Genomic DNA, 22,957 nt, shown 5'->3' with positions numbered 1-22,957 from the left:
AACGGTGTCCTCACAAAAAACTATTGCGGTCCCTGTAGGAGCGAGCTTGCTCGCGATGGGCGTGAACGATAACGCTGGCAGTCTGGCTCACCGCGGTGAGCTCAGGTTTTTCGCGAGCAAGCTCGCTCCTACAGGGGGAAGTGCGTGTTGTTACAGGATGCGAACGCGCAACGAACGGCCCTTGATCTTACCGTCGTTCAAACGCTGCAAGGCCTGCTTGGCGACGCCGCGCTCCACGGCCACATAGGCCTGGAAGTCGAAAATCGCGATCTTGCCGACCTGGGCACCAGGGATGCCGGCGTCACCGGTCAGTGCGCCAAGAATGTCGCCCGGACGAACCTTGTCCTTACGGCCGCCAGCGATGCACAGGGTGCTCATCTGCGGCAACAGCGGACCACCACCCTTGGAGGTGAGGTTGTCCACCTGATCCCAGGTCAATGGTGTCTTCTGCAATTGCTCGATAGCCTGGGCGCGCTGTGCTTCGGACGGCGCCACCAGGCTGATCGCGAGGCCTTTCTCACCGGCGCGGCCAGTACGGCCGACGCGGTGAATGTGGATTTCCGAATCACGGGCCAGCTCGACGTTGATCACCATGTCCAGGGAATCGATATCGAGGCCGCGCGCAGCGACGTCGGTTGCCACCAGCACCGAAGTGCTGCGGTTGGCGAACATCGCCAGCACCTGGTCGCGGTCACGTTGTTCCAGATCGCCGTGCAGGCCGACGGCGGAGATGCCCTTGGCGGTCAGGTGATCGACGGTTTCCTGAACTTGCTGCTTGGTGAAGCAGAAAGCCACGCAGGAGGCCGGACGGAAGTGGCCAAGCACTTTGGTCACCGCACTCATGCGGTCGTCCGGGGAAATCTCGTAGAAGCGCTGCTCGATCTGCGTGTCGTCGTGGAACGCCTCGGCCTTGACCTGCTGCGGGTTGCGCATGAACTTCGAGGCCAACTGCTTGATGCCTACCGGGTAGGTAGCGGAGAACAGCAAGGTCTGGCGACGCTCTGGAGCCTGCATGATGATTTCTTCGATGGAATCGTAGAAACCCATGTCGAGCATGCGGTCGGCTTCGTCGAGGATCAGGGTGTTCAGGCCGTGGAGCACCAGCGAGCCCTTGCGCAGGTGCTGCTGGATGCGCCCCGGCGTGCCGACGATGATGTGCGCGCCGTGTTCCAGCGAAGCGATCTGCGGGCCCAGGGACACGCCGCCGCACAGGGTCAGGACCTTGATGTTGTCTTCGGCACGGGCCAGGCGGCGGATTTCCTTGGCGACCTGGTCGGCCAGCTCGCGGGTCGGGCACAGGATCAGCGCCTGGCAACCGAAGTAACGCGGATTGATCGGGTTCAGCAGGCCGATGCCGAACGCGGCGGTCTTGCCGCTGCCGGTCTTGGCCTGGGCGATCAGGTCCATCCCCTTGAGGATCACCGGCAAGCTTTGCGCCTGGATCGGCGTCATCTGGGCATAACCGAGGGAGTCGAGGTTAGCCAGCATGGCGGCGGACAGCGGCAAAGTATTAAATTCGGTGGCGATGGTGGTCACGGGACTGGCCTGCAAAACAAAATGTCGCGCAGTGTACCAGTCCGATGGCCATTCGCCCTAAGGCTCTATGTGTTCTTCCGGACGTTTGACTCGCCGTCCGTCATTCCGTGACAGCTGGGAAAAGATCGTCGCGGCCAGCATTGCCATGATTCCAACCGTCACAAACGTCAGTTGAAAGGCGCCCAAAACCGTGTCCACGCCGTCATTTCCGATCTCGGCCGTGAACCCGCCGAGCAATGCACCGGCGCAGGCTACCCCCAGACTCAGTGACAATTGCGCGACCACCGACAGCAGGCTGTTGCCGCTGCTGGCGCTGGCATCGTCGAGGTCGATCAGGGTCACGGTGTTCATCGCGGTGAACTGCAAGGAGTTGATCGCGCCAAGGATCGCCAGCTGGCACAGCAGCAGCCAGTACGGCGTCTGCTCGCTGACCAGGCCCATGCTCGCCAGCATGATCCCCAGCGCCAGGGTGTTGCCGGTGAGCACGATGCGGTAACCCAGATGTTCGATCAGCGGCCGCGCCACCCACTTGGCGATCATCGCCGCCGCCGCCAGCGGCAGCATGCTCATCCCGGCCTGGGACGGCGAATAGCCCAGCGCCACTTGCAGCAGCAACGGCACCAGAAAGGGCAGGGCGCCGCTGCCGAGGCGGGCGAACAGGTTGCCGAGAATGCCCACGGCAAAGGTCCGGGTCTTGAACAACGACGGCGCGAACAGCGGGTTTTCGATATGCCCGGCACGCAGCCAGTACGCCGCCAGGCACGCCATGCCGCCGAACAGCAGCAACATCACCCGCAGGTGCGGCAGGTGCAGTTCGCCCAGGCCTTCCATGGCGATGGTGATCAGAATCATCGCCGCGCCAAACAGCACAAAGCCCAGGCTATCGAAACGGGTGCGCTCGGTGCCGCGCAGGTCCGGGATGAACTTCCACACGGCGTAGCAACCGACCAGCCCCACCGGCAGGTTGATCAGGAAGATCCAGTGCCACGTCAGGTATTGCACCATCCAGCCGCCCATGGTCGGGCCGATCAACGGGCCGAGCAGCCCGGGAATGGTGATGAAGCCCATGATCCGCACCAGCTCCGAGCGCGGGTAGGCGCGCAACACCACCAGCCGCCCGACCGGCAGCATCAACGCGCCGCCCAAGCCCTGGATCACCCGGGAGCCGATCAACTGGGTCAGGCTGGTCGACAATGCGCAGAGCAGCGAGCCGAGGCTGAACAGCAAAATCGCACTGAAGAAGATTTTCCGGGTGCCGAAGCGATCGGCGATCCAGCCGGACGCGGGAATCAGCAAGGCGACCGTGAGCATGTAGGCGATGATCACACCTTGCATGCGCAGCGGATCTTCGGCCAGGTCCCGGGCCATGGCGGGCAGGGCGGTGTTGAGGATCGTCCCGTCGAGGGACTGCATGAAGAAGGCAATGGCGACGACCCAGGGTATCCAGCGGGCAGTCACAGCGTCGAGAGGCGGGCGGTTGGGCATGGGACCTCTTGTGGATGAAGTCAATGCTAAATGATTTGTGATCACAGTCATTGTGGGAGCGAGCTTGCTCGCGATAGCGGTAGATCAGTCGACAATGATGTTGAGTGAAATGGCCTCATCGCGAGCAAGCTCGCTCCCACAAGGTTCCCGGTGTTCTGGGAGTTTGTGGTTACAGCGTTAATGTGAGCCGGTTTACGAGCGCCCCCGGCAATAACGCCGACGCCGTCGCCCGCTGGCTGTACGTACTCGCCGACAGCAACAGTTCCCGCTCCTGGGTCAATGCTTCCAGCTGCGAACCGAGCAGGCTGAAGGCGCTGTCATCAAATCGCATGGTGTTGACCGGTGCTTGAATCTCGCCGTTTTCGACCCAGAACGTGGCAAACCGGGTCATGCCGGTCAGGCGGGCGGCCGGTTGATCCGAGAAGTTCAGGTACCACAGGTTGCTGATGTACAACCCGGTGCCCAGTTGCTTGAGGATGTCCGCGTCAGGCAATGCCCCGGCTTTCATGTTCAGCGCGCTCGGTGATTCACCGCCGCTGGCACCATTGGCGGTCAAGCCGTATTCCGCGGCGCTGCGCGAGCTGACCAGTTGTGCCCCGGCCTTGCCGTCGACGATCAACCCCAGGTCGCTGCGTGGATAACCTTCATCGGAAAACGCCGGGCTCAGCGAGCCGCTGACTTTTTCATCCAGCGAGACCAGCGGGCTGAACATGCTGTCGCCACCGTAGAGCTTTTGCAGCGGGCTGCTTTTGCTGGCAATCGACTGTGCAGAGAATCCCCCCCAGCACAGCATGCCCATGATTTCTTCCAGCGCCGCCGGTGCCAGGTAGGCGCGGTATTGGCCGGGCGCCAAAGTGCGTAGCGGCCGGCCCAGAAACTCAAGCTGCTCGCGGGCTTGCTGGAAGCGTCTGGCAAAGCCTTCGCTGTTCCAGTCGTGCCCGGCGTAGCTGGCTTTCACGGCCTGGCCATTCTCATGGAACAGGCTGAAGTCGAAATTGAAGCTGTTGGCCTGATGCCAGCCGAAGGCGCCCGAAGAACTGGCAAAGCCGCGGCTGATCGGTCCGGCAGCGTAGAAACCGACAAGATCCAGGCCTTCGGCGGCCTGGGTGATTTGCGCGACCACCTGTTCGGTGTCCGGCAGTGGATGCGACTGTACGTTGTTGCTCTGCCAGCCATTGTGGTTGAGCAGTAAATAAGGATCCGGAGGCAGCAGCGGCAAGGTTTCCCGCAGCTGTTGCAGGCCTTCGGTCAAACGTCGCAGATCAACCTGGGGATCGCCGGCCAGGGTGATGTTCAGGTCGGCATGGCGGCCTTCGTTGATCAGCTTCAAGCCGATACTCGCCTGCTGCACCTGACCGGCCTGACGCACCTTGGCGTGGTTGAAACGCACGAAGGCCGACGACTCGGCGGCGTAGCTGAGGGTGAACTGCTCGGGCTCTTGCAGGGCTGCACGCAGGCTGTTGACCAGCGCCTTGAACGACGCGGACTGGCTGTTTGAAGGATTCATCAGGCGTCTCCTCCGAATACATCAACGTTGCTGAACACGCAGGCCGGTGACGCGTGGCCGACGCGGATCACCTGGTTCGGTTCGCCCTTGCCGCAGTTCGGTGTGCCGAGGACCTTGAGGGTACCGGCATCGCCGACGGCGCTGAGGCTTTTCCAGAACTGCGCGGAGATGCCCCTATAGTTGGGATTCTTCACCACGCCCTTGAGTTCGCCGTTTTCGATCAGTTGGCCCCATTCGCAGCCGAACTGGAATTTGTTGCGTGCATCGTCGATCGACCATGAGCGGTTGGTCGACATCAGCACGCCGTGTTCGATGCCAGCGATCAGTTGTTCGATGGACTGATCGCCGGGCTCGATATTGAGGTTGGCCATGCGGTCGATGGGTGGGCGGTTCCAGCCGCAGGCGCGGCTGTTGGCGACGCCGTCCATGCCGGCACGGAATTGCGACAACGCACCGCCCAGCGGGCGCAGCAACAGGCCTTCGCGGATCAGGAACTGTTTGCTGGCGGGCGTACCGTCGTCGTCATGAGCGTAACTGGCGAGTTCCTCGGGGATGTCGGGATCGAAGGTCACGTTGAGCAGGCCGGAACCGTATTGCAGGCGGCCGAAATCGCTGGCTTTGACGAAACTGGTGCCGGCGTAATTGCGCTCGTCGCCGAGGATGCGGTCCAGTTCCAGCGGATGGCCGATGGACTCGTGGATTTGCAGCATCATCTGGTCGGGCATCAGCAGCAGGTCGCGCTTGCCTTGCGGGGTGTTTGGCGCCAGGAGCAATTGCAGGGCCTGATCGGCCACCTGGGCACCGGCACCGATCAGGCCGCAGCGGCTGATGACGTCCGCGGCGCCTTGCTGGCCGAAGTTCTCGCGGCCAAGGCTGCGGGTCTGGCTGTCGTTGCCGTCGTAGGCCGTGACGTCCAGGCCGGGGTACACAAAGCGTTGGGCCTGGCGCAGTTCGGCACCGGCGCTGTTGAGGTAGATCTGCTCGACGTGGGTGATACCCAGGCTGACCTGCCAGTTCACCAGGCGCTCGTCCTTGGGCACGGCGGCCGACTCGGTGCCAAGCAGTTGGAAGCAGTCGCTCAGGGACGGGAAGGCCTGGTCGAGGTTGGGTGAAAAGTAATCGGCGCGGTCGCTGGAAACAGCCTGCTCGCGCAGGTCCAGCAAGGCGTGGGGCTTGAGTCGACGGGCCTGGAATTCGGCGCGTTCGAGGGCGGCTTGCAGGCCCGGTTGCGACAGGTCGTTGGTGGCCGCATAGGCCTCGACGCCATTGACCCGCACGGTCAGCATCGCCCCTTCGTCACGGCTCAGGCTCGGTGGTTCGGCGACGTTCTTGCGCACCGACAGGTACTGCCCGGATTCGCGCACATAACGCAGGGAAAAGAATTCAGCACCCGTGCGCAAGGCAGCGAAGCGCTGCTTGAGCTGGGGGTAGAAATCGAACATTCGTGAACCTCCTGGGTATGGAGTGGCGATGGAGCGGTGCTGCGAGGGGAGAGGTGAAACGATTGCGTGGCGCTAGATTAGGCCTGCGAGGGGGGAGGATCAAGGGTGAAACGGTGTAGAGAGGGATTATCGGGTTCGGCCGGAAGATGTGTGTTGGTTGTCAGGGCCCCATCGCGAGCAAGCTCGCTCCCACAGTAGTCCGGGCTGGATCACAAATCTGCAATCCAACCCGAAACCTGTGGGAGCGAGCTTGCTCGCGATTGGCCGTGACGCGGTGTAGCGACTTATGCAGTCTGGCTCACTTCCCGCACCGGCTTGCCCTTCACCGGTGCTTCACCCGCCACATAGTAAGTGGCGGTGCTGCGCGGCAATGGCTTGCGACCACGGATCTTGTCGGCGATTTTCTCGGCCATCATGATCGTCGGTGCATTGAGGTTGCCGGTGGTGATGATCGGCATGATCGACGCATCGACCACACGCAGGCCTTGCATGCCATGCACGCGACCTTCGCCATCGACCACGGCCATTTCGTCGGTGCCCATCTTGCACGAGCAGGACGGGTGAAACGCGGTTTCGGCGTGTTCGCGGATGAACTTGTCCAGTTGCTTGTCGGTTTGCACCTCGATGCCCGGGCTGATCTCGCGACCGCGGAAGGCGTCCAGTGCAGGTTGCTGCATGATTTCCCGGGTCAGGCGGATGCCGTCGCGGAACTCTTGCCAGTCCTGCTCGGTGGCCATGTAGTTGAACAGGATGCTCGGGTGCTGGCGCGGATCCTTGGACTTGGCCTGGATGCGCCCGCGGCTTGGCGAACGCATGGAGCCCATGTGCGCCTGGAAGCCGTGCTCTTTCACACCGTTGCTGCCGTTGTAGTTAATCGCTACCGGCAGGAAGTGGTACTGGATGTTCGGCCATTCGAACTCCGGACGGGTACGGATGAAACCGCCGGCTTCGAACTGGTTGCTGGCGCCGATGCCGGTGCCGTTGAACAGCCACTCGGCACCGATGGCCGGCTGGTTGTACCAGAGCAGCGACGGGTACAGCGAGACCGGTTGGGTGCAAGCGTATTGCAGGTACAGCTCAAGGTGATCCTGCAGGTTTTCACCGACGCCCGGCAGATCGTGGACCACCGGAATGTCGAGTTTGTTCAGCAGTTCGGCAGGGCCCACGCCGGAGCGCTGCAGGATCTGCGGCGAAGCGATGGCGCCGGAGCACAGCAGTACTTCCTTGCGCGCCTTGACTTCAACGCGCTCCTCAGCGGTGCCGACCAGGTAACGCACGCCGACCGCACGCTTGCCTTCGAACAGGATCTTGTCGGTCAGGGCGTGGGTGACGATGGTCAGGGTCGAACGCTTCTTGGCGACGTCCAGGTAGCCGCGGGCGGTGGAGGCACGACGACCTTTCGGCGTCACGGTGCGGTCCATCGGGCCGAAGCCTTCCTGCTGGTAGCCGTTCAAGTCTTCGGTGCGCGGGTAACCGGCCTGCACGCCGGCTTCAACCATGGCGTGGAACAGCGGGTTGTTGCCGGCTTTCGGTGTGGTCACGCTGACCGGGCCGTCGCCACCGTGGTAGTCGTTAGGGCCGATGTCGCGGGTTTCCGCTTTACGGAAATACGGCAGGCAGTCCAGGTACGACCAGTCCTCAAGGCCTGGCAATTTTGCCCAGCCGTCGTAGTCCATGGCGTTGCCGCGGATGTAGCACATGCCGTTGATCAGCGAGGAACCGCCCAGACCCTTGCCGCGACCGCACTCCATGCGACGACCGTCCATGTGTGGCTCCGGATCGGTTTCGTAGGCCCAGTTGTAGCGACGGCCTTGCAGCGGGAACGCCAGGGCGGCCGGCATCTGTGTGCGGAAATCGGAACGGTAGTCCGGGCCGCCCGCTTCGAGCAGCAGGACGGTGACGCCTGCGTCTTCGGTCAGACGGGTCGCCAGGGTGTTACCGGCAGAGCCGGCACCGATGATGATGTAGTCGAATTCTTGGGACATTGAATGCACCCTCTTTGAAGTTGGTCAGGTCGCGGTCGCTGGGACACTGCACAACCTGTGGCGAGGGGGCTTGCCCCCGTTCGGCTGCGCAGCAGTCGTAAAATCTGCGACGGCTTTCAATCTGAAGACTTGCGGTGTCTGGAGAGGGGGCTGCTTCGCAGCCCAACGGGGGCAAGCCCCCTCGCCACAGAGACCTCGCAGTACTTAGAACACCGAGACGTAATCGCCCAGCTCGACCTGTACCGATTTGATGCGGGTGAAGTTGTTCAGCGAACTGATGCCGTTCTCACGGCCGACACCCGACTGCTTGTAGCCACCGACCGGCATCTTCGCGTCGGATTCGCCCCAGGCGTTGATCCAGCAGATACCGGCTTCCAGCTGATGAATCACACGGTGGGCGCGGTTCAGGTCCTTGGTGACGATACCGGCGGCCAGGCCGAAGTCGGTGTCGTTGGCGCGGCGGATCACTTCTTCTTCAGTTTCGTAGGAGAGGATCGCCATCACCGGGCCAAAGATTTCTTCACGGACGATGGTCATGTCGTCGGTGCAGTCGGTGAACACGGTCGGCGCCACGAACGCACCCTTGGCGAATTCACCGTCGGTCAGGCGCTCACCGCCGCACAGCAGGCGGGCACCTTCTTCCTTGCCCTTGGCGATGTAGCCCAGCACGCTTTCCATGTGCGCAAAGCTGACCAGCGGACCGAAGTTGGTGTTTTCGTCTTCCGGGTTGCCGATGCGGATGCGCGCAACGCGCTCAGCGATCTTGGCTTCGAAAGCGGCCTTCAGGTGAGCCGGTACGAACACGCGAGTGCCGTTGGTGCAAACCTGGCCGGAGCTGTAGAAGTTGGCCATCATCGCGGTGTCGGCGGCGCGATCGAGGTCGGCGTCGTCGCAGATGATCAGCGGCGACTTGCCACCCAGTTCCATGGTCACGTCCTTGAGCGAAGAGCTCGAAGCGCTGGCCATGACTTTCTTGCCGGTATCGGTGCCGCCGGTGAACGAGACTTTCTCGATGCGCGGGTGTTCGGTCAGCCAGGTGCCGACTTCACGGCCGCTGCCGGTCAGGACGTTGAACACGCCATTTGGTACGCCGGCTTCGGTGTAGATCTCGGCCAGTTTCAGGGTGGTCAGCGAGGTGACTTCGCTTGGCTTGAAGATCATCGCGTTACCGGCCGCCAGGGCTGGTGCGGATTTCCACAGGGCGATCTGGATCGGGTAGTTCCACGCGCCGATACCGGCCACGACGCCCAGCGGCTCGCGACGGGTGTAGACGAACGAAGTGGTGCGCAGCGGAATCTGCTCGCCTTCGATGGCCGGTACCAGGCCTGCGTAGTACTCCAGCACGTCAGCGCCGGTGACAATGTCGACGTAGCGGGTTTCGGAGTAGGCCTTGCCGGTGTCCAGGGTTTCCAGGGCGGCCAGTTCGTCGTTGCGCTCGCGCAGGATTTCCACGGCGCGACGCAGGATGCGCGAACGCTCCATGGCGGTCATGGCGGCCCAGATCTTCTGGCCCTTTTCGGCGCTGACGACGGCGCGTTCGACGTCTTCCTTGGTAGCACGTTGCACTTTTGCGAGGACTTCACCGTTAGCCGGGTTGATGGCTTCGAAAGTGGCGTCGCTGCTGGCGTCGCTGTACGCGCCATCGATGTAGAGTTTTTGCAGTTCGAAACGGGCCATAAAGTCCTCGCAAGAGCATTAAGTGGCTGGCGCGGTTCGGTGGTTGAGCGTTTATGTGTGCTCTAACTCACCCGCTTGGCCAGTTGGGTATCCATGTATTCGTAAGCAATCTGTTGCGCCTGCTCGGTGTCGAAAGCATCTCCCGACAACGCGCCGCGCAACCACAGGCCGTCGATCAACGCTGCCAGGCCTCGGGCGGCACTGCGCGCATCATTGAGCGGCAGCACGCGGCGAAACTGGCAGCACAGGTTGGAATACAGACGGTGATCGTTGATCCGCTGCAACCTGTGCAAAGACGGCTGGTGCATGCTGGTGGCCCAGAAGGCCAGCCAGGTTTTCATTGCCGGGCCATTGACCTGGCTGGCGTCGAAGTTGCCTTCGATGATCACCTGCAGATGAGCCCTCGGGCTGTCATCTGTCAGCGCCTGTCGGCGCAGGGTGACGTTCTCGCTCAGGACGGTCATCAGGTACCCCATGGTGGCGGCGATCAGGCCATTCTTGTCCTGAAAGTAGTGACTGATGATGCCATTCGAGACACCGGCCAAACGGGCGATCAGCGCAATGCTGGCGTCCCCCATTCCGACCTGATCGACGGCCTGCAAAGTGGCTTCGATCAATTGCTGGCGGCGGATGGGTTGCATACCGACCTTGGGCATCTTGCACATCTCCTTAGGCCTTCCCGCAGACGCAGAACGTCCATCGGCTTGAGGGCCAGTCTATTTTGTTTTGATTGAACGTTCAATCAACAAAGAATAAGATCTGCGACAAATCGTCGCTGCTTACAGATTTTTCCTACATGTAAATGGCGGCAAACCGACATCCGAAATAGCTCGAAGCCTATACGCCACGGCGTCTCAAGGGCTTCGGGCTTTTTTCGGGCTGTCTTTATATCACCCGCCGGTCGGCTGCCCACTAACCGATTGGTCGGGTAACTCGTTTGTCTTGCGTTCTTCTCTCGCACTGCCCGGAGCATCTGTGCCATGAGTTCTGCCTCGCTAATAAAGACCCCACCCGAGAAGGTGACGGTCAACGGTTGGGTGTTCTACACCTCTACCGCGTTGATTCTGTTGTTGACCGCCATTCTGATCATCGCCCCGCAAGAGGCCGGCAGAATGCTGGGTACGGCGCAAGCCTGGTTGTCCCGCAGCTTCGGCTGGTACTACATGGTGGTGATCGCCGCCTACCTGATTTTTGTCGTTGGTCTGGCGTTTTCGTCCTACGGCAAATTGAAACTGGGCAGCAAGGACGACACCCCGGACTTCAGCTACGGTGCCTGGGCGGGGATGCTGTTCTCCTCGGGTATCGGTATTTCGCTGCTGTACTTCGGCGCGTCCGAGCCGCTGGACCACTACTTCAACCCGCCGGAAGGCGTGGCTGGCAGCAACCTGGCGGCCCGTCAGGCGGTGCAACTGACCTTCCTGCACTGGGGCTTGCATGGCTGGGCGATCTACGCGCTGGTCGGCCTGGCCGTGGCGTACTTTGCCTACCGGCACAACCAGCCGCTGGCGTTGCGTTCGGCGTTGTATCCGCTGGTGGGAGAGCGTTGGGTCAAGGGCGCGGCCGGGCACGCGGTGGACGGCTTCGGCATGTTCGTGACCCTGCTGGGGCTGGTGACGAACCTGGGGATCGGTTCGCTGCAAGTGTCGTCGGGGCTGGAAAACCTGTTCGGCATGGAGCACAGCAACACCAACCTGCTGATCGTGATCATCGTGATGAGCACCGTGGCGACCATCGCTGCCGTGTCGGGCGTGGAAAACGGCATCCGCCGTCTGTCCAACCTCAACATCGTGCTGTTCAGCGGCCTGCTGATTTTCGTCCTGTTGTTCGGCCCGACCTTGCACCTGCTCAACGGCTTCGTACAGAACGTCGGTGACTACCTGAACGGCGTGGTACTGAAGACTTTCGATCTGTATGTGTACGAAGGCGACAGTGAGAAGTCCGACCGCTGGCTGGGCCTGTGGACCCTGTTCTACTGGGCCTGGTGGATTTCCTGGGCGCCATTCGTGGGCATGTTCATCGCGCGTATTTCCCGTGGTCGCACCGTGCGCGAACTGGTGGCCGGCGTGCTGCTGATTCCGCTGGGCTTCACCCTGGCGTGGCTGTCGATCTTCGGTAACTCTGCCCTGGACCTGGTGATGAACCATGGGGCGGTGGAGCTCGGGAAGACGGCGCTGGAACAGCCGTCCATGGCGATCTACCAGTTGCTTGAGCATTACCCGGCGTCGAAGGTTGTGATCGGCGTGTCGATCTTTGTCGGTTTCGTGCTGTTCCTGACCCCGGCGGACTCCGGCGCGGTGATGATGGCGAACCTTTCGTGCAAGGGCGGCAATGTCGACGAAGACGCGCCGCACTGGCTGCGGATCTTCTGGTCGGCGGTGATCACCCTGGTGACCATCGGCCTGCTGTTCGCCGGCAACTTCGAAGCCATGCAAACCATGGTGGTGCTGGCCGGTCTGCCGTTCTCGGTGGTGCTGGTGTTCTTCATGTTCGGCTTGCACAAGGCCATGCGCCAGGACGTGCAGATCGAACAGGAGCAAGCGGAACTGGCGGCACGTGGTCGCCGTGGTTTCACTGAGCGTTTGACCCAGCTGGACCTGCAACCGAGCCAGTCGGTGGTCCAGCGCTTCATGGACAAGCACGTGACTCCGGCGCTGGAAGATGCGACGGCGCAAATGCGTGCCCAAGGTCTGGAGGTTCAGACGCTGCTGGGCAAGTCCAAGCGTTGCATGGGCGTACGGGTCGAGATGGAAGAGGGCAACCCGTTTGTCTACGAAGTCAGCCTGGATGGCTACCTGGCCACGCCAACCGAATCGGCTCAGTCCGATGAGGCGCGTCAGCGTTATTACCGCGCCGAGGTGTATCTGCACAACGGCAGCCAGGACTACGACTTGATGGGCTTCACCCAGGATCAGATCACCCGTGACGTGCTCGATCAGTTTGAAAGCCATCGGCAGCTCCTTGGCCGGGTTTATAGCTAAGGTGTGAGGAACTGCGGTGCAGTGAATGCTCCGCAACCCCCTGTGGGAGCGAGCTTGCTCGCGATAGCGGAGGGACAGTCAACACTCATGTTGAATGTTAAGCCCTCATCGCGAGCAAGCTCGCTCCCACAGGTTGTTCTCCGTCCATGTGAGAACGGGCTTGCCCGCGATGGGGCCATCGGCCACAAAGCTGCGTCACCCGATATCCCCACAAACAAAAACGCCGCGATTCTCTCGCGGCGTTTTTGTGTCTGTTGCCTTACCCCAGGTTCTTGCCGAGCAGTGCGTGATACAGCTCGCTGTCGCCAAGAATCCCCACTACATGGTTGTTATCGTGCAGCACCAGTTTGTTGCCGGTCTGATAACGAATCTGCAGCGCATCGCGCATGCCGATGTTCGAGTCCACCAGGGTTGGCCGACGACCCAGGTCTTCAACAGCCTGACCCGGTACCCAGTTCTGCAGATCCAGAGCAGAACCGTTTTGACGTGCACCTTTGATAGTGTTGCCTTCCGCCAGGTCCAGCCACGAATCGCCGCCCGGATCGAGGCACACCGAACCGTTGATGCGTTTGCAGTTGTCCAGGGTGCGCATCAGGCTGCGGCCGCACAGTACGTTCAGCGGGTTGGTGTGGGCCACGAAGGTCCGCACGTAGTCGTCCGCCGGGTTCAGCACGATCTCTTCCGGCACACTGTACTGGATGATCCGGCCGTCTTTCATGATCGCGATACGGCTGCCCAGTTTCAGGGCTTCATCGAGGTCGTGGCTTACGAATACGATGGTCTTGCTCAGCTTGCGTTGCAGTTCCAACAGCTCGTCTTGCAGACCCTGGCGGATCAGTGGGTCGAGCGCCGAGAACGGTTCGTCCATCAACAGAATGTCGGCGTCCATCGCCAAGGCACGGGCCAGGCCCACGCGTTGTTGCATACCACCGGACAGCTCGTTGGGTTTCTTGTTGCGCCACTGGGTCAGGCCCACCAGCTCTAGCTTGTCGTCCACCAGCTTGCGGCGTTCCTTCTCGGGACGACCCTGCATCTCCAGACCGAAGCTGATGTTCTCGCGAACGGTCAGCCAGGGCATCAGGGCGAACTTCTGGAACACCATCGCAATGCGCTTGGTGCGCATCATTTTCAGTTCTGCCGGGGTGCAGGAGGCAATGTCGATCTGCTTGCCTTCGTGCTCGACGAACAGCTTGCCGCGGCTGACGGTGTTGAGGCCGTTGATGCAGCGCAGCAGGCTGGATTTACCGGAGCCGGACAGGCCCATCAGTACGCAGATCTCACCTTTTTCGATGTCCAGGCTGGCTTTTTCAACACCAACAATCTGCCCGGTCTTTTTCAGGATCTCGTTACGGGTCATGCCTTGATCCAGCAGCTTGAGTGCCTCGCGTGGATCCTTGGAGAAGATAACGTCAACGTTATCGAAGCGAATAATGCTCATGCGTCACCCCCTACTTTGGCGTCGGGTTGTTTGCAGATACGGTCGAGCATGATCGCCAGCAGTACGATCGCCAGACCTGCTTCGAAGCCCAGGGCGATATCAGCGGTATTCAGTGCGTTGACCACGGGTTTGCCCAAACCGTCGGCGCCAACCAGTGCCGCGATCACCACCATCGACAACGACAGCATGATGCACTGGGTGATGCCGGCCGCGATGCTTGGCATGGCATGAGGCAGTTCAATTCGCGAGAGCAGTTGACGGCGCGAGCAGCCAAAGGCCTTGCCGGCGTCCATCAATTCTTCCGGGACATCGCGGATACCCAGGTAGGTCAGGCGGATGGGCGCGGCAATCGCGAACACCACCGTGGAGATCAGACCCGGGACCACACCCAGCCCGAAGAGGGTCAGGGTAGGAATGAGGTACACGAACGTCGGTACGGTCTGCATCAGATCGAGTACCGGACGCATTAAAGTATAGAACATCGGTTTGTGCGCGGCGACGATGCCCAGCGGCACGCCGATGATCACGCAGACCAGGGTGGCGAACAACACCTGGGCGAGGGTTTCCATGGTCTCCTGCCAGTACCCCAGATTGAGGATCAGCAGAAAGGAGGCAACGACAAACGCTGTCAGGCCCCATTTACGTTGAATGAAGTGTGCCAGTAGTGCGATTACGCCGATCAGTACCAGCGGGTTGAACCAGGTCAGCGCAAACGTCACGCCGTGGATCATCGTTTCCAGTGACACGGCGATGGCGTCGAAGGTGTTGGCGCCGTGTTGCGTCAACCATTCAACGAAGCCCGCGATGTACTGGCCTAAGGGGATTTTCTGATCAATCAGCATGGTAGTGAACGTCCGCATGCAAGGAAATAAACAGCCCGGACGGCCGAGGCCGCCCGGCATAAGCGATTACTTGGCCAGTTTGGCTTTCACGGCCTCCAGGCCTGGTTTACCGTCAATGGTGGTCACGCCAGCGAGCCAGGTATCGAGCACCTGTGGATTGTTTTTCAGCCAGGCCTTGGCGGCCGCGTCAGGCTTCATCTTGTCGTCCAGGATGTTGCCCATCAGTTCGCTTTCCATGTCGACGGTGAACTCCAGGTTCTTCAACAACTGACCAACGTTGCTGCACTCCTGCGCGTAACCCTTGCGGGTGTTGGTCGCCACGGTGGCGGCACCGAAGTCGGGGCCGAAGAAGTCATCGCCACCGGTCAGGTATTGAATTTTGAAGCGCTTGTTCATCGGGTGCGGCGCCCAGCCGAGGAACACCACGGCGGTGTCGCGTTTCTGTGCGCGGTCGACCTGCGACAGCATGCCTGCTTCGGAGGATTCGACGACTTTGAAACCGGCGGTCTTCAGGCCGAAGGCATCCTTGTCGATCATGCTCTGGATCAGACGATTACCGTCGTTGCCAGGCTCGATGCCGTAGATTTTGCCGTCGAGCTCTTTCTTGAATTTGGCGATGTCGGCGAAGTCATGCAGGCCCTTGTCGTACAGCGCCTGAGGGACGGCGAGGGTGTACTTGGCGCCCTTGAGGTTGGTGCGTACGGTTTCCACGGTGCCGGCATCGCGGTAGGCCTTGATGTCGTTTTCCATGGTCGGCATCCAGTTGCCCAGAAACACGTCCATGTTCTTGCCGTCGGCCAGGGACTTGTAGGTCACGGGCACGGAAATCATGGTGGTCTTGGTCTTGTAGCCGAGGGCGTTGAGCACGACGCTGGTGGTCGCGGTAGTCGCGGTGATGTCGGTCCAGCCGACATCGGAGAAGTTTACGGTACTGCACTGCGCCGGTTCTGCGGCTTGCGCCAGAACCGGCAGACTAAGCATGGCGGCCAACAACAACGACGGGGAACCTTTCATGGATGGACTCCTTGGTGTTTTTTTTGGCAGTGTTCCGACTGGACCACCGCACTTATAGGTTGCGGTTGGATGGCGTTCTGGAGACAGCTCTACCGCAGCGCCTTGCAATCGAGTCGATATGATCATGTACCAGTGAAAATCTGACGCCTACAGGGTGCGTCGTATCCAGTACAGGGATGGTCGCATCCAGTGTCGGTGACGTCGTTTACAGATTTTTTCAGGCCCTTTTCCTCTTCTGAACCGCAAAAAAACGGCGAAAACACGGCGTAAAAGACACGCGGCGCTGGTGGGCATGAGTGCGTCGGTTAGAGACGTCGAACAACACGATAAAAGCTTGATGATGCGGTCATCTCGGCGGATTGCAGCTTGAGCGTAGCAGCTCCGTCACCGTGCGTTTTTGCGTGCGCAGTGGGCCCATCCAGGAGTTCGGCAGTAATGGCTATCAGTGTTTTCGACCTGTTCAAAATCGGCATCGGCCCTTCCAGTTCGCACACCGTGGGGCCCATGCGGGCGGCGGCGTTGTTTGTGCAGGGCCTGCGCGAGCGTGGGTTGCTTGAGCAGGTGCGGCGTGTCGAAGTCCAGCTGTTCGGCTCGTTGTCGGCCACCGGTATCGGCCACGGCAGCGACAATGCAGTGATCATGGGGCTGATGGGCGAGTGGCCGGATGCGATTGATCCGTCGCAAATCGGCATCTGTATCGCAAACCTGCGCGAGACCGATACGCTGCTGCTCGACGGTCGCTTGCCGGTGCCCTTCATCTGGGGCCGGGACATGCGCCTGATCGACGAGAACCTGCCATTCCATCCCAACGCCATGACCCTGATTGTCGAGGGTGATGACGGCGAGTTGCATCGCGACACCTACTATTCGGTCGGCGGCGGTTTTGTCGTCGATGAAGCGCAGGCTTCCAGCGGTGTCGTCGACCTCGACAGCACTGTGTTGCCTTATGATTTTTCCAGCGCCGCCGAGCTGCTGGAACTGTGTAAAAAACACAACCTGCGCGTGGCTGAGTTAATGATGGCCAACGAGAGGGTGTGGCGCAGCGAGGATGAAATCCGCAGCGGCCTGATGAAGCTCTGGCGCGCCATGCAGGATTGCGTTGAACAGGGCCTTAAACACGAAGGCATCCTGCCCGGCGGGTTGAACGTGCGCCGCCGCGCGGCCAAGCTGCATCGCAGCCTGCAGGAACTGAACAAACCCAACGTGATCGGCTCGACCTTGAGCGCCATGGAATGGGTCAATCTGTTCGCCCTGGCGGTCAACGAAGAAAATGCCGCCGGCGGGCGCATGGTCACGGCACCGACCAACGGCGCGGCGGGGATCATTCCGGCAGTGCTGCACTACTTCATGAAATTCAGCGAGGCCGTGACCGACGCCAATGTCGTCGACTACTTCCTCGGCGCGGCGGCGGTGGGAATCCTGTGCAAGAAGAACGCCTCGATCTCCGGTGCCGAAGTCGGTTGCCAGGGCGAAGTCGGTTCGGCCTGCGCCATGGCGGCGGCCGGGCTGGCGGAAATCCTTGGCGCCACGCCAGAGCAACTGTGCAACGCGGCGGAGATCGGTCTGGAGCACAACCTCGGCCTGACCTGCGACCCGGTGGGTGGGCTGGTCCAGGTGCCGTGCATCGAGCGCAACGCAATTGCCGCGGTGAAGGCGATCAACGCCGCGCAAATGGCATTGCGCGGTGATGGTCAGCACTTCATTTCGCTGGATCGGGTGATCCGCACCATGCGCGATACCGGTGCCGACATGCATGACAAATATAAGGAGACATCGCGGGGTGGGTTGGCGGTGAGTGCGGTGGAGTGTTGAGACCGCGTTGACCCCATCGCGAGCAAGCTCGCTCCCACAGGATTCGGTGTGGATTGGAGAAGTGAGACACACCATAAATCCCTGTGGGAGCGAGCTTGCTCGCGATAGCGCCAGACCAGTCAAAACTGCGCGCTAAGTGAACACCCGCTCGAAAGCGCGCCACCTTTTGGCGCGTCGCTCACAGATAAATCGCCTTGCCACTGATCGAGGGCCAGCCAGCCTTCGACCGCCCGTCACCCGTGCTTGCGGTGACACTCCTCTGCGATGCGGCGAAACGCCGTTCCCACAAGTGCTACCGAATTGCTCACAGCTTGTGCGTCGGGGCGCTTGCCAGTCCTGATGGCCATTTAAATCCCCACGCCTTGCAAGACATACATAGACACATTCCGACGTCGTTTTTAGGAGTTATTGAACGCGCATTCAAATTTAGGCATGGCAATTGCTCTGTCATTACAAAGCCCGTCTCCCACGCGAGAACGATGGCAATAAAAAGAGCCTCCGCCTGAGGCCATCACCCGCTTTGTGTGAGGAGATACCGCGATGACGACGTTCAACTCCGGGGCCCAACCCCAGAACCGTGCGCCTCAATCCATCGGCTTTCTGCTGCTGGACAATTTCACGCTGATTTCTCTGGCCTCCGCAGTGGAACCGCTGCGCATGGCCAACCAGTTGTCCGGTCGCGAGCTTTATCGCTGGACCACCCTCACCGTCGATGGCGGCCAGGTCTGGGCCAGTGACGGCCTGCAAATCACCCCCGACGCTTCCATGCACAAAGCCCCGCCGATGGACACCGTCATCGTGTGCGGCGGCATCGGCATCCAGCGCACCGTTACCCGGGAACACGTGTCATGGCTGCAAAGCCAGGCTCGCCAGTCCCGCCGCCTCGGCGCGGTGTGCACCGGCAGCTGGGCCCTGGCTTGCGCCGGCCTGCTCGATGGTTTCGATTGCAGCGTGCACTGGGAATGCCTGGCGGCGATGCAGGAAGCTTTCCCGCGTGTAGCGATGAGCACCCGCTTGTTCACCCTCGACCGTAACCGCTTCACCAGCTCCGGCGGCACCGCGCCGCTGGACATGATGCTGCACCTGATCAGTCGCGATCACGGACGTGAACTGTCGGCGGCCATTTCGGAAATGTTCGTCTACGAGCGCATCCGCAACGAGCAGGATCACCAGCGCGTGCCGCTCAAGCACATGCTCGGCACCAACCAGCCGAAGTTGCAGGAAATCGTCGCGTTGATGGAGGCCAATCTTGAAGAGCCGATCGACCTGGACGAACTGGCGGTGTATGTCGCGGTGTCCCGTCGTCAGCTCGAACGCCTGTTCCAGAAGTACCTGCACTGCTCGCCGTCGCGTTACTACCTCAAACTGCGCCTGATCCGCGCGCGCCAGCTGCTCAAGCAAACGCCGATGTCGATCATCGAAGTGGCTTCGGTGTGCGGGTTTGTGTCCACGCCGCACTTCTCCAAGTGCTACCGCGAATACTTCGGCATTCCGCCGCGTGACGAGCGCGTAGGGTCCAACACCACCCAGCAAGTGGCGATGATGCCGTTGCCTCAAGCGCTGGTGCTGTCGCCGTTGTCCGGGCCGTTGTCGGCGCTGAGCCAGGCGCGTAATGAGTCTACGTTTGCCAGTGTAAGGCTCTAGACCGAGGCGCCTTCATCGCGAGCAAGCTCGCTCCCACATTGGTTTTGTGAACGACACAGATCTAATGTGGGAGCGAGCTTGCTCGCGAAGGCTGTTTATCGGCCTGTGTGGCTCTGCTGATACTCCGCCAGCGCCGGCAACAACTGCTTGTCGATCGCCTGGCGTACCGCCGGCAGGATGGTCGCGCTGCTGGTGTACATCTGTTTGACCATGGTCCGCAGGGTCATCGCCCGTACATCGTTCAAACCCCGTACCGCACACTCGCAGGCTTGCTCGGCGGTGGCGCCGGTGGGCACCTCGAAGCCCAACGACTTGAGCTGGCCCAACAGGTCTTCCTGGTCTATCAAATCGGCGTGCATCATGACGCAATCCTTCTTCAGGGAACGGTGTCTTGGTTCGATTCTGGTAGGGGTGCCGGGTGTCGGCAAGGGCGAATTGTCGCAATGGCAGCATTGGCTATGAACAGGTCGTTTTCGGGCAACTTGCCGGCCAAAGGAGGGGGCACACTGGACTCAGCTCGCTTCACGAAGGTTTGGTCACCCTCGCACGGCAGCTCCTCAACAGTACCCTCTGCCTCGATCCTGTCACGGCTTGATCGGGGCTTTTTTTTACTTGTGAATCCGGGAAATATTCGGTGTCTGGACTGGCGCCATCGCGGGCAAGCCACGCTCCCACAGGATCGGGGTTACCACAGATTTGGTGAACGACGCCAAACCTGTGGGAGCGTGGCTTGCCCGCGATGAACGATGACGCGGTCTAGCGCTGTAACACGAGGATGCGCGACAACAATTCATCCCGGTCGACATAGCAACCCTGGAAATGCCGCGCCCCAGTGGCGGGATCGAAGGCATTGCGCGCATGCAAGGTGCGGCGGTTGTCGAAGCACCACAGCTCACCGGGATTGAGCCTCTGCATCAGCCTGAAGCGGGGCTCGCGGGTCATCGCGATAAAGCGCCGGTAGGCCTGATACAACTTGGGCATCTGCTCCACCGACGCATCGAACGGACCGCGCAGAAAGTTGGCCATGCGGATTTCCGACACCTGCCCCAACGTATCCAGGGCAATGATCGGTGCCAGGCAGCGGTAGTCGCTGTGACGGTCCTTGTTGCGAAACTCCACGGGGATTTCGCAGAGGCTTTTGAAAGATTCGGGGTCTTCCCGGCGCAAGGCGTCGGCAATGGCAAAGCCGTCGACAAAAATGCTCTCGCCACCCTCGGCGTCATTGACCAGGCAATGCAGGAATTGCAGCCCCGGTTGCAACTCCCGGGTTGGCAAATCGCTGTGCAGCGGCAGGTTGAACGCGGTGTAGGCGTTGCTGTCGGCGTCGGCCTTGGATTGCACGTTGAACAGCACGCCGAAATTGCTCTCGCGGATGAAGGAAATCCGTTGGGCGATCAGCTTCAGAGAGCCGGGTTCGGTGGGCACGCCACGGACTTGGGTCAATCCGACATCCCGTACCGCCAACAACCATTGCAACAAGGCGTCGGAGTCGTTCATCAGCGCCTGATACTCGAATACCGGCAACTGCAAATTACTGTGCCAAAGCCTGGCTTTTGGCTTGCGTGCCTGGCGCTCGGCGCGGGACTCGTCGTCATAGGCGTGGGCGCGCAGCCAGCCGGGGTCGAAGCGGCTGCTGTGGCCGTCCTGCCAATCAACCGACAGGCAACCTTCGGTGTCGATGTGCACTTGGTCAGGGATCAAGTCTTGAGCTGTATCGACGATTTCCAGCACTTGCTCGCGGGTCACGGTGTAGACGCACTGCGGGCACGGGCAATTGTCTCTCAGCCATTGATGGTGGAAGGGGCTGACGCGATTGTCGGCCCACTTCACCAGAACACGGTCCGCCAGGGTCTGCACGGCAGTCAGCGCGCTGATCAACGGATAGGTACGAAAGTCGGCAAAGGCAGCGGCGGTGTTCATGGCGATCTCCTTGTTATTTTTTTGGGGGTAATGCGATCACTCGGCCAATGTACTCGGGCGCTGGCAGGTCCGTCTGTTCGGCGACGATGGCTTGCAGCTGGCTCAAGGACTGCTCGCTGAACGGTGCCGAACGCGGCCCGGCGAGGTCCACGTGCAGCAGCATCTGTTCATTGCCAGCCAGTTCCCGGGCATCACCCACCAGATGCAGGCTGTGATAGAGGTGCACGCGCTTGTTGTCGTGGGCGATGATTTGGGTGTGCACTTCGACCTGGGCGTCGAGCTTCACCTCGTGCAGGTAATTGAGGTGCAGTTCGAGGGTGAACAGCGAGTTGCCGCTGGCCTCGCGGCTGTTGCTGTCCAGGCCCAGGCGATCCATCAGGGCATCGGTGGCGTAGCTGAAAATCAGCAGGTAGAAGGCGTCGCGCAGGTGGCCGTTGTAGTCGACCCAGTCGGGGATGATGGTGGTTTGGTAGGTGGTGAGGGTGGGCATGGTTTCTGATCCAATTTGTGTGGTGACCGGACTGCCGCTATCGCGAACAAGCTCGCTCCCACAGGTGACGGAGTTGTATCAGACACCTGCGATCAAATGTGGGAGCGAGCTTGCTCGCGATGGGGTCAGCACTGCTGGCCCCAAAGCTTGGGCTTACTCGCTGAAGGCCATCCCATGCTTCTCTTTGGTGGTCTTCACCGCCTCCAGCACCGCCAGCAAGCAGTCATCACGATAGCGCTCCAGCGCCGAAATGCTGTGTTTACCCAGTTGATCGCTGGTGCCATCGACCACATCATCGATCAGTTTGTCGGTCAGCTCCGGCGCCGGCAGGTAGGTCCACGGCAATTGCAACGCCGGGCCGAACTGCGCCATGAAGTGGCGCATGCCGGCATCGCCGCCGGCCAGGGTGTAGGTCAGGAAGGTGCCCATGAACGACCAGCGCAAGCCCGCGCCGAAGCGGATTGCATCGTCGATTTCACCGGTGGTCGCCACGCCGTCGTTGACCAGGTGCAGCGCCTCACGCCACAGTGCTTCGAGCAGGCGGTCGGCGATGAACCCCGGCACTTCCTTGCGCACGTGCAGCGGGCGCATCCCCAGGGATTCATAGACCTTCATGGCCGCTTGCACAGCTTCAGGGGCGGTGTTTTTACCGCCGACCACTTCCACCAGTGGCAGCAGGTAAACCGGGTTGAACGGGTGACCGACCACACAGCGTTCCGGGTGCGTCGAACTCTCGTAGAACTCGCTCGGCAACAGGCCAGAGGTGCTGGAGCCGATCAACGCATTGGGCTTGGCTGCCGCGCTGATTTTGCTGTGCAGGTCCAGTTTCAGCTCCAGCCGTTCCGGGGCGCTCTCCTGGATGAAATCGGCATCGCGCACGCACTCTTCGATGGTTGCGACAAAACGCAGGCGATCCTGCGATGCACCCGGTGCCAAACCTTGTTTTTCCAGCGCGCCCCAAGCGTTGGCGACACGCTTGCGCAGGGCCGCTTCGGCACCGGGGGCCGGGTCCCAGGCCACTACATCCAGGCCATGGGCGAGGGCGCGGGATACCCAACCGCTGCCGATGACACCGCTGCCTAACGCTGCGAAGGTTTTGATTTCGGTGATAAAGCTCATGGCGATTTCCTGGAGAATTCGGTGATCCTCTGTAGGAGCGAGCTTGCTCGCGATGGTATTCCAGGCGC

The 22,957-nt window shown here is 61.0% G+C and carries 17 protein-coding genes; 3 read left to right on the top strand and 14 right to left on the bottom strand.

The annotated features are described in order from the left end of the window. Positions 1 to 150: 150 nt before the first annotated feature. From dbpA to betI, 7 genes are all read right to left on the bottom strand, one after another. Positions 151 to 1,488, bottom strand: a complete 1,338-nt coding sequence (gene dbpA, locus AC1Q6Y_RS00410; RefSeq protein WP_235863953.1) for an ATP-dependent RNA helicase DbpA — start codon at positions 1,486 to 1,488, stop codon at positions 151 to 153. Positions 1,489 to 1,593: 105 nt separating this feature from the next. Then, positions 1,594 to 3,021, bottom strand: coding sequence for a multidrug transporter subunit MdtD (gene mdtD / locus AC1Q6Y_RS00405; protein ID WP_057712975.1), 1,428 nt, complete (start codon positions 3,019 to 3,021; stop codon positions 1,594 to 1,596). 169 nt (positions 3,022 to 3,190) lie between these two features. Beyond that, positions 3,191 to 4,528 carry a TldD/PmbA family protein gene (locus tag AC1Q6Y_RS00400; RefSeq protein WP_492623893.1) on the bottom strand — a complete coding sequence of 446 codons (1,338 nt, stop codon included), beginning with the start codon at positions 4,526 to 4,528 and terminating at the stop codon, positions 3,191 to 3,193. Then, entirely contained in the window at positions 4,528 to 5,970 is a 1,443-nt protein-coding gene (locus tag AC1Q6Y_RS00395; RefSeq protein WP_492623892.1) for a TldD/PmbA family protein, read from the bottom strand. Before AC1Q6Y_RS00395 ends, AC1Q6Y_RS00400 begins: the two co-directional genes overlap by 1 nt. A 284-nt stretch (positions 5,971 to 6,254) precedes the next feature. Then, positions 6,255 to 7,955: a choline dehydrogenase gene (gene betA, locus AC1Q6Y_RS00390; protein ID WP_492623891.1), complete on the bottom strand. Its 1,701-nt coding sequence runs from the start codon at positions 7,953 to 7,955 to the stop codon at positions 6,255 to 6,257. A 204-nt stretch (positions 7,956 to 8,159) separates the two neighbouring features. Further along, a complete protein-coding gene (gene betB, locus AC1Q6Y_RS00385; protein WP_057712979.1) occupies positions 8,160 to 9,632 on the bottom strand; it encodes a betaine-aldehyde dehydrogenase in 1,473 nt (490 codons plus the stop codon). A 62-nt stretch (positions 9,633 to 9,694) separates the two neighbouring features. After that, positions 9,695 to 10,288 carry a transcriptional regulator BetI gene (gene betI / locus AC1Q6Y_RS00380; protein ID WP_007985937.1) on the bottom strand — a complete coding sequence of 198 codons (594 nt, stop codon included), beginning with the start codon at positions 10,286 to 10,288 and terminating at the stop codon, positions 9,695 to 9,697. A 381-nt stretch (positions 10,289 to 10,669) separates the two neighbouring features. Here betI and AC1Q6Y_RS00375 point away from each other — a divergent pair, with 381 nt between their 5' ends. Beyond that, positions 10,670 to 12,610, top strand: a complete 1,941-nt coding sequence (locus AC1Q6Y_RS00375; RefSeq protein WP_224795436.1) for a BCCT family transporter — start codon at positions 10,670 to 10,672, stop codon at positions 12,608 to 12,610. Positions 12,611 to 12,869: 259 nt separating this feature from the next. Here AC1Q6Y_RS00375 and choV read toward each other — a convergent pair whose 3' ends face one another. From choV to AC1Q6Y_RS00360, 3 genes are all read right to left on the bottom strand, one after another. Further along, on the bottom strand, positions 12,870 to 14,048 hold the full coding sequence (gene choV, locus AC1Q6Y_RS00370) for a choline ABC transporter ATP-binding protein (protein WP_492623890.1): 1,179 nt from the start codon (positions 14,046 to 14,048) through the stop codon (positions 12,870 to 12,872). Then, a complete protein-coding gene (choW, locus tag AC1Q6Y_RS00365) occupies positions 14,045 to 14,890 on the bottom strand; it encodes a choline ABC transporter permease subunit (protein ID WP_057716544.1) in 846 nt (281 codons plus the stop codon). Before choW ends, choV begins: the two co-directional genes overlap by 4 nt. Before the next feature lie 66 nt (positions 14,891 to 14,956). Next, positions 14,957 to 15,904 carry a choline ABC transporter substrate-binding protein gene (locus AC1Q6Y_RS00360; RefSeq protein ID WP_057712981.1) on the bottom strand — a complete coding sequence of 316 codons (948 nt, stop codon included), beginning with the start codon at positions 15,902 to 15,904 and terminating at the stop codon, positions 14,957 to 14,959. Positions 15,905 to 16,339: 435 nt separating this feature from the next. Between AC1Q6Y_RS00360 and AC1Q6Y_RS00355 the strand changes: the two genes are divergently transcribed. Beyond that, complete coding sequence (locus AC1Q6Y_RS00355) at positions 16,340 to 17,716, top strand: L-serine ammonia-lyase (protein ID WP_057712982.1); 1,377 nt, start codon at positions 16,340 to 16,342, stop codon at positions 17,714 to 17,716. A gap of 540 nt (positions 17,717 to 18,256) precedes the next feature. Then, positions 18,257 to 19,360, top strand: coding sequence for a choline metabolism transcriptional regulator GbdR (gene gbdR, locus AC1Q6Y_RS00350; protein ID WP_007975492.1), 1,104 nt, complete (start codon positions 18,257 to 18,259; stop codon positions 19,358 to 19,360). Between the two features lie 95 nt (positions 19,361 to 19,455). On the opposite strand, the gene AC1Q6Y_RS00345 is transcribed toward gbdR, so the two are convergent. The 4 genes from AC1Q6Y_RS00345 to AC1Q6Y_RS00330 form a co-directional block, all read right to left on the bottom strand. Further along, the gene (locus AC1Q6Y_RS00345; protein ID WP_007995656.1) at positions 19,456 to 19,722 is read right to left on the bottom strand and encodes a hypothetical protein; all 267 of its coding nucleotides are present in this window, start codon (positions 19,720 to 19,722) and stop codon (positions 19,456 to 19,458) included. 394 nt (positions 19,723 to 20,116) lie between these two features. After that, positions 20,117 to 21,280, bottom strand: coding sequence for a gamma-butyrobetaine dioxygenase (locus tag AC1Q6Y_RS00340; RefSeq protein ID WP_090451851.1), 1,164 nt, complete (start codon positions 21,278 to 21,280; stop codon positions 20,117 to 20,119). A 13-nt stretch (positions 21,281 to 21,293) separates the two neighbouring features. After that, the gene (locus tag AC1Q6Y_RS00335; protein WP_492623889.1) at positions 21,294 to 21,770 is read right to left on the bottom strand and encodes a thioesterase family protein; all 477 of its coding nucleotides are present in this window, start codon (positions 21,768 to 21,770) and stop codon (positions 21,294 to 21,296) included. 153 nt (positions 21,771 to 21,923) lie between these two features. Further along, a complete protein-coding gene (locus AC1Q6Y_RS00330) occupies positions 21,924 to 22,889 on the bottom strand; it encodes an L-carnitine dehydrogenase (protein WP_090451847.1) in 966 nt (321 codons plus the stop codon). Between the last annotated feature and the right edge of the window lie 68 nt (positions 22,890 to 22,957).

This window comes from Pseudomonas sp. GW823-FHT06E10, from assembly GCF_058794995.1.
The sequence above is the reverse complement of the archived record's forward strand: the minus strand, read 5'-3'. Positions and strand labels throughout refer to the sequence as shown.

Excerpts from the sequence above, each read along its gene's own strand:
- AC1Q6Y_RS00335 (WP_492623889.1), bottom strand. The coding sequence starts at position 21,770 with ATGCCCACCCTCACCACCTACCAAACCACCATCATCCCCGACTGGGTC.
- AC1Q6Y_RS00345 (WP_007995656.1), bottom strand. The coding sequence starts at position 19,722 with ATGATGCACGCCGATTTGATAGACCAGGAAGACCTGTTGGGCCAGCTC.
- mdtD (WP_057712975.1), bottom strand. The coding sequence starts at position 3,021 with ATGCCCAACCGCCCGCCTCTCGACGCTGTGACTGCCCGCTGGATACCC.
- gbdR (WP_007975492.1), top strand. The coding sequence starts at position 18,257 with ATGACGACGTTCAACTCCGGGGCCCAACCCCAGAACCGTGCGCCTCAA.
- betI (WP_007985937.1), bottom strand. The coding sequence starts at position 10,288 with ATGCCCAAGGTCGGTATGCAACCCATCCGCCGCCAGCAATTGATCGAA.
- choW (WP_057716544.1), bottom strand. The coding sequence starts at position 14,890 with ATGCTGATTGATCAGAAAATCCCCTTAGGCCAGTACATCGCGGGCTTC.
- dbpA (WP_235863953.1), bottom strand. The coding sequence starts at position 1,488 with ATGCTGGCTAACCTCGACTCCCTCGGTTATGCCCAGATGACGCCGATC.
- AC1Q6Y_RS00395 (WP_492623892.1), bottom strand. The coding sequence starts at position 5,970 with ATGTTCGATTTCTACCCCCAGCTCAAGCAGCGCTTCGCTGCCTTGCGC.
- AC1Q6Y_RS00330 (WP_090451847.1), bottom strand. The coding sequence starts at position 22,889 with ATGAGCTTTATCACCGAAATCAAAACCTTCGCAGCGTTAGGCAGCGGT.
- AC1Q6Y_RS00400 (WP_492623893.1), bottom strand. The coding sequence starts at position 4,528 with ATGAATCCTTCAAACAGCCAGTCCGCGTCGTTCAAGGCGCTGGTCAAC.
- betA (WP_492623891.1), bottom strand. The coding sequence starts at position 7,955 with ATGTCCCAAGAATTCGACTACATCATCATCGGTGCCGGCTCTGCCGGT.
- AC1Q6Y_RS00360 (WP_057712981.1), bottom strand. The coding sequence starts at position 15,904 with ATGAAAGGTTCCCCGTCGTTGTTGTTGGCCGCCATGCTTAGTCTGCCG.
- betB (WP_057712979.1), bottom strand. The coding sequence starts at position 9,632 with ATGGCCCGTTTCGAACTGCAAAAACTCTACATCGATGGCGCGTACAGC.
- choV (WP_492623890.1), bottom strand. The coding sequence starts at position 14,048 with ATGAGCATTATTCGCTTCGATAACGTTGACGTTATCTTCTCCAAGGAT.
- AC1Q6Y_RS00340 (WP_090451851.1), bottom strand. The coding sequence starts at position 21,280 with ATGAACACCGCCGCTGCCTTTGCCGACTTTCGTACCTATCCGTTGATC.
- AC1Q6Y_RS00355 (WP_057712982.1), top strand. The coding sequence starts at position 16,340 with ATGGCTATCAGTGTTTTCGACCTGTTCAAAATCGGCATCGGCCCTTCC.